General features: G+C 64.3%; 6 protein-coding genes. All 6 read right to left on the bottom strand.

Annotation, left to right across the window (positions count from 1 at the left end; genetic code table 11):
• Positions 1-209: 209 nt before the first annotated feature.
• The 6 genes from ACESMD_RS08740 to ACESMD_RS08765 all read right to left on the bottom strand — a co-directional run bounded on the left by ACESMD_RS08740 (position 210) and on the right by ACESMD_RS08765 (position 7,159).
• Complete coding sequence (locus ACESMD_RS08740; RefSeq protein WP_372612285.1) at positions 210-554, bottom strand: hypothetical protein; 345 nt, start codon at positions 552-554, stop codon at positions 210-212.
• 236 nt (positions 555-790) lie between these two features.
• On the bottom strand, positions 791-2,707 hold the full coding sequence (locus ACESMD_RS08745; RefSeq protein WP_372612287.1) for an EAL domain-containing protein: 1,917 nt from the start codon (positions 2,705-2,707) through the stop codon (positions 791-793).
• 76 nt (positions 2,708-2,783) lie between these two features.
• Positions 2,784-3,491 carry a transglutaminase-like cysteine peptidase gene (locus tag ACESMD_RS08750; RefSeq protein ID WP_372612289.1) on the bottom strand — a complete coding sequence of 236 codons (708 nt, stop codon included), beginning with the start codon at positions 3,489-3,491 and terminating at the stop codon, positions 2,784-2,786.
• An 89-nt stretch (positions 3,492-3,580) separates the two neighbouring features.
• Positions 3,581-4,762 (bottom strand): cation diffusion facilitator family transporter, encoded by a 1,182-nt coding sequence (locus tag ACESMD_RS08755; RefSeq protein ID WP_372612291.1) that lies wholly within the window; start codon positions 4,760-4,762, stop codon positions 3,581-3,583.
• Positions 4,763-4,773: 11 nt separating this feature from the next.
• Positions 4,774-5,946 carry a 1-acyl-sn-glycerol-3-phosphate acyltransferase gene (locus ACESMD_RS08760; RefSeq protein ID WP_372612293.1) on the bottom strand — a complete coding sequence of 391 codons (1,173 nt, stop codon included), beginning with the start codon at positions 5,944-5,946 and terminating at the stop codon, positions 4,774-4,776.
• A gap of 280 nt (positions 5,947-6,226) precedes the next feature.
• Positions 6,227-7,159, bottom strand: coding sequence for a recombination-associated protein RdgC (locus tag ACESMD_RS08765; protein WP_372612295.1), 933 nt, complete (start codon positions 7,157-7,159; stop codon positions 6,227-6,229).
• Positions 7,160-7,401: the final 242 nt, after the last annotated feature.

Consider the following 7,401-nt stretch of genomic DNA (forward strand, 5'->3'; position numbering starts at 1 on the left):
CTCGCGCGGTAAACCGCCCTCCCACGAAAATCGTCACGGTGGTAAGGGTTTGATCTTGGTGGGAGGCCGGCTCAGCCGGGCGAGGGGTTGGCCGGGAAAAGCTCGCGCGGTAAACCGCCCTCCCACTAAACCACCCTCCCACAGGGCATATTGCAAGGCTTCAATTGTCCGTGACAGCCCTGAATGCTGAAGATCGATATCCACTTGGGTCAGGCTACTGCTGTCAGCGTGAAGTCAACATGCACTGCATCAAAAGGAAACACGATCTTTCCATCGTCCGTGCGATCCAATATGCCGGCATCAAGCAGGGCATGTACGTCACCATGCACTGTCTTCACGTCACGCCCGACGCGCCTGGCAGCCGCCCGGATGCTCATGGCATCTTGTCCGGTCATTACCTTGAGCAACTCCCAACGTTTGCGCGTCATGGTCTGCCACAGCAGTTCCACGGACGAGAAGGAGATATGAGCTCCTTGCTGTTCGCCCTTGAAAGCTGATAGCGCTCGCCGGGTCACATCCTCGCGGGAAGCGACAGAGAGCGTTACGGTCGTCATGTGCACCTCCATTGATCTACATCGGACCAGAAGTCGGCCAGCAACTGAGCTGGCGTAGTGAACGTGTAAGGCAAGGATGAGGGTGATGAGGTGATCTAACCTGGCCTTCTCGAGGTTTTGCCTGTCTCGGTGCGGGGTTCGGGCAACCCCTCGCGCGGTAAACCGCCCTCCCACTAAACATCCCCCACTAAACAGCTCTCCCACTGGGCATATTGCAAGGCTTCTATTGCCCGCCGTCAGGCGGGCTTGTCGCTCTGGCGGACACCGGGCCCGGTGACGCCGTCCAGGCCGAGGTCGAAGAGCACCTTGGCTTCCTTGAGATTGTCGACGCCTTCGGCGATGGCCAGTATCCCCAGGGAGTGGCTGAGGGTGGCCATGCCGCGCAGGATGGTCTGCTGTTCCTGGCTGGTATCCACGCCCTTGACCAGGGAGGCATCGAACTTCAGGTAGGCCAGGCCGAGGTCGTGGAGGTCGGCGATGCGGGTGAATTCCGCGCCGACGTGTTCCAGGCCGAGATGGCAGCCCAGGGGTTGCAACTCCCGGCACAGGCTGCGGAAGCTGGCGAGATCGTGGATGGCCATGGATTCCGGCAACTCCATCCAGAGGTTCTGAGCGATCTCGTGCTTGGAGGCAATCAGGGCGCGCAGGTCCAGCACGAAGCGGGAGTCGCGGATCGAGGCCGGGGAGAGATTGATGCCGATCGGCTTGTGACTGTGTGCCGCTTCCTTGAGGGCAGCACGGACCACCGCCAGGTCGAGCTCGGTGTCGAGCTCCAGGCGGGAGATCCAGGGCAGGAAGACACCGGCGGGACGCCACTCGCCCTTGAGCCGCAGCCGTGAGGGACACTCCATGTGGATCAGGCGACCCTGGGCGTCGAGCACCGGGAAGTAGCCCAGGTAGACGCCCTTTGCCATGGCATCGTGCAGGGCGGCCCGCCAATCGGCATGACTGGTGTAGAGGGTGTCGCGTTGGTCTCGCTTGGCGATCACCTGGCCCCCGTCGCCTTTGGTTTCCGCACTGGAGAGGGCGCCGTCCAGGCCGGCCAGCAACTCCCCGGGGGTATCACCCTGGGCATAGTCGACCAGCGCGGAAGGCAGCCCCAGAAGGATCGAGACTTCTTCCTCCCGCAGGGTCTTGATCCGGACGGCGAGTTCCTTGCCCAGGCTTTCGATCTGGCTGTTGCCGGGCATCAGCAGGGCGAAATCACTGCCATTCAGGCGGCCGACCACGCCGCCACCGCGGACCTTGCCCAGCTGGTCGAGGCTGTGGGCCAGGGTCTTGAGCACTTCATCCGTTTCCTGGCGACCCAGCTGGTCATTGACCTCCGCCAGGCGGGCGAGGCGCACGATGGCCAGGCTGCCGCTGGCACGAAAGCCCTCGCTTGTCAGGCTGCTCTTCAACTGGTTGAGGAAGGCCTCGCGGTCGAGGACGCCGGTGACTTGATCGTGCTGGAGGCGTCGGCGCAGCTGGTCGAGTTTCTCGCCCTCCTGGCTGAGCATGTCGTGAACCGCCGCGGATAACTGGTTCATGGCCTGGACGACGCTACGAAGCTCCCGGGTTCTCGGCTCCTTGGAGGTCGTGAAGCGGCGAGCACCGATATCCCGGGCCTGTGCGACCACCATGGTCAAGGGGCGACGGATGGTGTTCACGATCATCCAGCCCAGCAGCAGGCTGAGGACACCGGCGACGGCGAACCAGCCGGTCAGGGCAAGGGTGCTCTGCCACAGCGAGCGGTAGGCATAGCTGTGGTGGCTTTCCAGTGTCAGGGTGCCGAACTGGCGCCAGCCGTCCTGGATCACGGCATGGCCGGGGGGGACATCGAAGTCGACGAGGTCCACAAACCAGGACGGCACGCCCTCGACGGTCTGGGTGCCCGTTCGCTGCTCGATGATCTCGCCGGCGGGGTCGCGCAATTCGATCAGGCGATAGTGGCCGGTGTCGAACTGGGCCGCCACGAGCAGCTCGATGGTGACCGGATCCTTGTCCAACTGGCTCATGGACAGCGCCAGGGCATTGGCGTTGTCGGCATTCTTGATGCGTACTTCCTGTTCGATGTAGTGACGGCTGGTGGTCACGCCGATGAACAGGCTGCCGACGAAGGCCAGCAACAGCAGCCCCACGATGGCCAGCCATATCTGCTTGATGAGTGACATCTCGTTGCTCCCCCGGGGGTTATCCCCTTGTGTTTACTCTTTATTCAATCGTTGGACTGTGATCGATCCCTGGATACTAGATAAAGCCCTGCTGCTGCATGCGGCTGATGGCATTACGCCAGCGTGACAGGCGGGCGAGCGGGTCGGCACGCGACTGGGTGGAACTCCCGGCCCAGAGCCCACTGCTGTTGAAACTGAAGACTGGATCGAGGTCGGTCCGCTGCGAGGCCGGTGTGATCGATGGCACCAGGTTGTCGAGCAGCAGGGGCTCGGCGGCGGGTGTCTCGTAGTAGCCCAGGACCATATGGGCCTGGACGATCTGGCTGCGGCCGATCCGCGCCCGGACATAGATCATGCGCAGCTGATCACCCGGCACGCCGAGTTGCTTCAGGGTCACGTACTTGCCGATGGAATAGTCCTCACAGTCGCCCTGGCGATTGCCCAGCGCCTCCAGCGGGGTGGCCCAGTAGTCTTCCTGTCCCCAGGCCACGATGTCATCCACCCAGCGGATACGCCGATTGAAGAAGTCGTTGACCTCGCGCAGCTGGGTTCGCAGATCCGCCCCGGCGAGCCGGTCCAGCAGAGCGAACCATTCCTCGAGCACGGGCAGGCCGCCCTGGCCGTAAAGGCGCTGCATGCTCTCGCGAAGCCGGGAGGGATCGAGGTTGGCAGCGACGCGCGAGGGTCTGATTCCCAGGCCCACCGCGAGCAACAGGCTACCCAGCACCGCCAGCAGATGGCGACGGCCGGGTGAGGCGAGACTCCGTGGTGATGGCTGGGGCATGGGTCGGCATCGGCTTGATGAGCAATAGCTCAAGTCTAGGAGGATGCGCCAACTAAGCGAGGCCGGGCAAGACAAAACCGGCACCGGGATCAGCTCTTGCCCGGCCCCTCCCAGACGCGCAGGCGGCCGATCCAGGCCAGGTCCAGGGCGGCGTTGCGCAGTTGGCCGGCGGCGGCGTCCAGGGTGAGGTCGTCGGGAAGGGCGTTGACGTAGACCGAGACGTCGACCTGGTTATCGAGATAGTGCAGGTCCAGGGCCACGCGGGCACGCCACACGCTCAGGTCGCGCCAGGCATCATCGAGCATTCCTTCCACGTCACCGCGCAGCGGCATGCCAGGTCGCCGGCTGTGTTCGGTCTCGTCGGCATCGTCTTCCGGGTCGATATGGAAGGTCACGTCGGACAGCGACGGGAAACCCTCGCGTAGCTGGCGGCTCACCTCATTGCCGATCTCGTGGGCCTCGGAGACCGTGACCCGGGGCGGCACGACAATATGCAGGTCGAGGAGTGCCAGGCTGCCAAGGGTGCGGGTGCGCAGGTCATGGACTCCCTTGACACCGGGCACCTCTTCCGCGATTCGCTGCATCTGGTCTCGCTCATCCTGTGGGAGCGCCGTATCGATGAGTTCCTGGCTGGAATGCCAGATCAGCCGGCCGCCGATCTGGCCCACCATCAGGCCCACCACGATGGCGGCGACAGCGTCCATCCAGCCGGCGCCGAACTGGGTGGCCACCAGGCCGATCAAGACCACCACGGTAGAGAGCGCATCGGAGCGCGAATGCCAGGCGTTGGCCTCGAGCAGGCGGGAATTGACCCGCTTGGCGACCCGCATGGTGTAGCGGTAGATCCACTCCTTGGCGAGCAGGGCGATGACGGCGATGCCGATGGCCCAAGCGCCCGGTGGGAAGATGGGGTCGCCGGCGATCAGGCGGGTCAGGCTGGCCCAGGCGATGCCCCCGGCAACGAAGATCAGCACGCTGCCCAGCCAGAGCGTGGCGAGGGTCTCGATGCGGCCGTGTCCATAGGGATGGTCGCTATCCGGTGCCTGGCGACCGAAATGGGTGGCCACGATCACGAAGACATCGGTGAGGATGTCCGAGAAGGAGTGGATGCCATCGGCCACCAGCGCCGTGGAACCGACGATCAAGCCGGTGACCATCTTCGCCACCCCGACGATGAAATCGATTCCCGCGCCGATCACCGTGACCTTGTGGGCCTCGCGGGTCTTGGCGCCCTCGTCGGCGATGGCATCATGTGGGGAGTCGTGGCCCATGGAGGGGGTCCCTAGCTGGCGATCTGCCCCGCCCGGTTGCGAACGGGGTTGGCATACTGCGCCAGCCACCACTCGCGCAATTCGGCGGGGACATCGCTGAGTCGGGCCTTGAAGCGCTGGCGGTCGGCGTCGGTCACCTCGGCGAGGTCGACCAGTTCCGGGGCGTCGCCGATCATTTCCAGGGCCAGGTAATGGCGGGGAAAGAGATGATATCCCTCCAGGACCTGGCGGTCGATCTCGGCCGCCACCTCGTCGACCGAATCGAAGTCGGCCCCCAGCGGGGTGCCGAAGCGCAGATGGACCCGGCCCTTGTGACCGGTGATGCCGGCGACGATTGACGAGATGTCCTCGAACTCTTCCTTGTCGTAGCGGCCCCGCGCATGGAGGGCATGAAGTTCGCGGGCTTTCTGCACATCACAGGGGTCGTACTCGTAGCTGATGGAGACAGGCACCAGACGAAGCTCCTGGATCGCCTCGCCGATCGGCAGGTCGCGCTGCTTTGTTCGCCGCGCCATGGTCATCATCTTGATGATCGCCGAATCGGTGCGGTCGATGCCGTCCTTGGCGCGGCCCTCGCGCTGGGCCATCCAGATGGAGTGGTTGTCCTGGGTAATGGAGTGGCGGATATAGCTCGAGAGCTTGTGGTAGGCGGCCAGCATGGCGCGCTTGCCCCGGGCGCTGCGCGGCACGATGAAGCTCTTGTTGAGTCGCATCAGGTCGGTGACATAGGGCTTCTTGAGGAGATTGTCGCCGATGGCGATGCGCACGGTGTCTCGGCCGGCCAGGTAGAGGGCATAGTTGACGAAGGCCGGATCCAGGGAGATATCGCGGTGGTTGCCGATGAACAGGTAGGCGGTGTCGGCATCGAGCATGTCCAGGCCGTCGACCCGGAAGTCGTCGGTGGTGGTACGAATCATCCGTTGCATGTAAGGAGCGATGCGCATCTGGAAGTCGTGGACACTGGCGACCCCCTTCACCTCGCGGCGGATGGCCAGGCTGGCGATGGTGCGCGACAGGCTGGGCATGAGATGCGACATCCGGGGCAGCCGGAATTGCGTGATGGCGCTGAGCAACTCGGGGTCCCGGGAAAGGCGGGCGAGCACATCGGCGACCTCGTCGTCCTGGTAGGGACGAACCTCGGCCCAGATATCGGTAGGGGTCTGGTCGTTCGGCAAGTCAGTCATATGCAGCAGGCAAGTTCCGGGCGATTGTTGGTGTGATGTTATTGTGAGGATGCTTCGCAGATTGCGTGACGACGTGTTGAATCAGGGCGGCGACTCTCCCTAGTCTCCGTAGGCCCGGTAAGCGAAGCGCACCGGGCGGAAAGCTAGTGGCAGCATCTTTGTGGGAGGGCGCTTCAGCGCGCGAGATTTTGGCTGGAAACCCATCGCCCGGCAGAGCCAGCCTCCCACCATAATAACTTGCCAAACAGATATTCACGCCGAAGTGCGAAGAAACTTAGACTTATGCCACCCGGATGTCCAGCGCCTGGCCGCTTTCACCGCCCAGCCAGTCGATCAGGCGGTCGATGGACTCGCCCAGTGACTGAGCCATCAGCAGGAAGTCCGTCTCCAGGCGCACCAGGGCATCGTCCCCATCATCGGTGGCATTGGCCTCATCGATCAAGGCATCGCCGAAACGCAGTGACTTGATCGCCAGGTCGTCATGCAGCACGAAGGCGAGGCGTCCCTCGATCTCCAGGGCCAGCTTACTGGCCTGGCGGCCGCTGGCCAGCAGCTGCTGGATCTCCTCGCTGTCCAGGTCGACCTGTCGGGCGCGCAGGACGCCATCGTCGCCCTTGGCCTTGAGTTCCACCTGGTCACCCAGCATCAGATCGGCCGGACGGGTGCCGGCATCGACCAGCCAGGCGGTCATCGCCCGCATGGGCAGGGTCTGGGTCGCCAGCGGCGTGACCTTGAGGCTGCCCAGGGTCTCGCGCAGCAGGTCCAGCACCTCCTCGGCGCGTGCCCGGGAACTGGCGTTCACGCCGATCAGCCCGCGGCGAGTATCCCACCAGAGCTCGACCCGCTGACTGCGCACGAAGGCCCGCGGCATCAGCTCCTCGACGACCTGCTCCTTGATCGCCAGCTTCTCCTTGCGGCGCAGCTTGCGGCCTTCTCGCGTCTCGACCTCGTCGGCACGCTCGTCGACCTCCTCGCGAACCACCGAGGCCGGCAAGAGGCGTTCCTGGCGCAGGGCACTCATCAGCCGCTGCCCCTGAAGCTCGTGAAGTCGCTGGCTGCCGGCGCGACCCGCCGGTGTTGTCCAGCCCAGTCGGCGAGGCTCGGCACCACCCAGCGGGCGTGCGGCCTGCGCTTCCAGGGCGGTTTCCAGGTCGGCGGCGTCCAGCGTCGGGGCGCCGTGCAGGCGGTAGAGATGCAAGTGCTTGAACCACATGACGCAATTCCAGAGTAATAAAAGGAGCCACATTATGGCCAAAGGGACCCAAGGGTGCCAGCACCGTCCCGCGGCATGGCCCCGGAATCCGTTGTTCAAGTTGCCACTAGCGAGGGGCGCCGGGGGCAAGCCGAAGAGGAGGTCCTACGCCAGGGAAGGCGTCGGTAGCGTACAAGGAAGTATTCACAGCGCCTCCTCGCAGGATTGCCGACGGATCAGCCCCGACCGGCACGGCTATCTGC

Origin of the sequence: Halomonas sp., from assembly GCF_041689495.1 — a bacterium.
Classification (GTDB): Bacteria; Pseudomonadota; Gammaproteobacteria; order Pseudomonadales; family Halomonadaceae; genus Halomonas.

Excerpts from the sequence above, each read along its gene's own strand:
- ACESMD_RS08740 (WP_372612285.1), bottom strand. The coding sequence starts at position 554 with ATGACGACCGTAACGCTCTCTGTCGCTTCCCGCGAGGATGTGACCCGG.
- ACESMD_RS08745 (WP_372612287.1), bottom strand. The coding sequence starts at position 2,707 with ATGTCACTCATCAAGCAGATATGGCTGGCCATCGTGGGGCTGCTGTTG.
- ACESMD_RS08750 (WP_372612289.1), bottom strand. The coding sequence starts at position 3,491 with ATGCCCCAGCCATCACCACGGAGTCTCGCCTCACCCGGCCGTCGCCAT.
- ACESMD_RS08755 (WP_372612291.1), bottom strand. The coding sequence starts at position 4,762 with ATGGGCCACGACTCCCCACATGATGCCATCGCCGACGAGGGCGCCAAG.
- ACESMD_RS08760 (WP_372612293.1), bottom strand. The coding sequence starts at position 5,946 with ATGACTGACTTGCCGAACGACCAGACCCCTACCGATATCTGGGCCGAG.
- ACESMD_RS08765 (WP_372612295.1), bottom strand. The coding sequence starts at position 7,159 with ATGTGGTTCAAGCACTTGCATCTCTACCGCCTGCACGGCGCCCCGACG.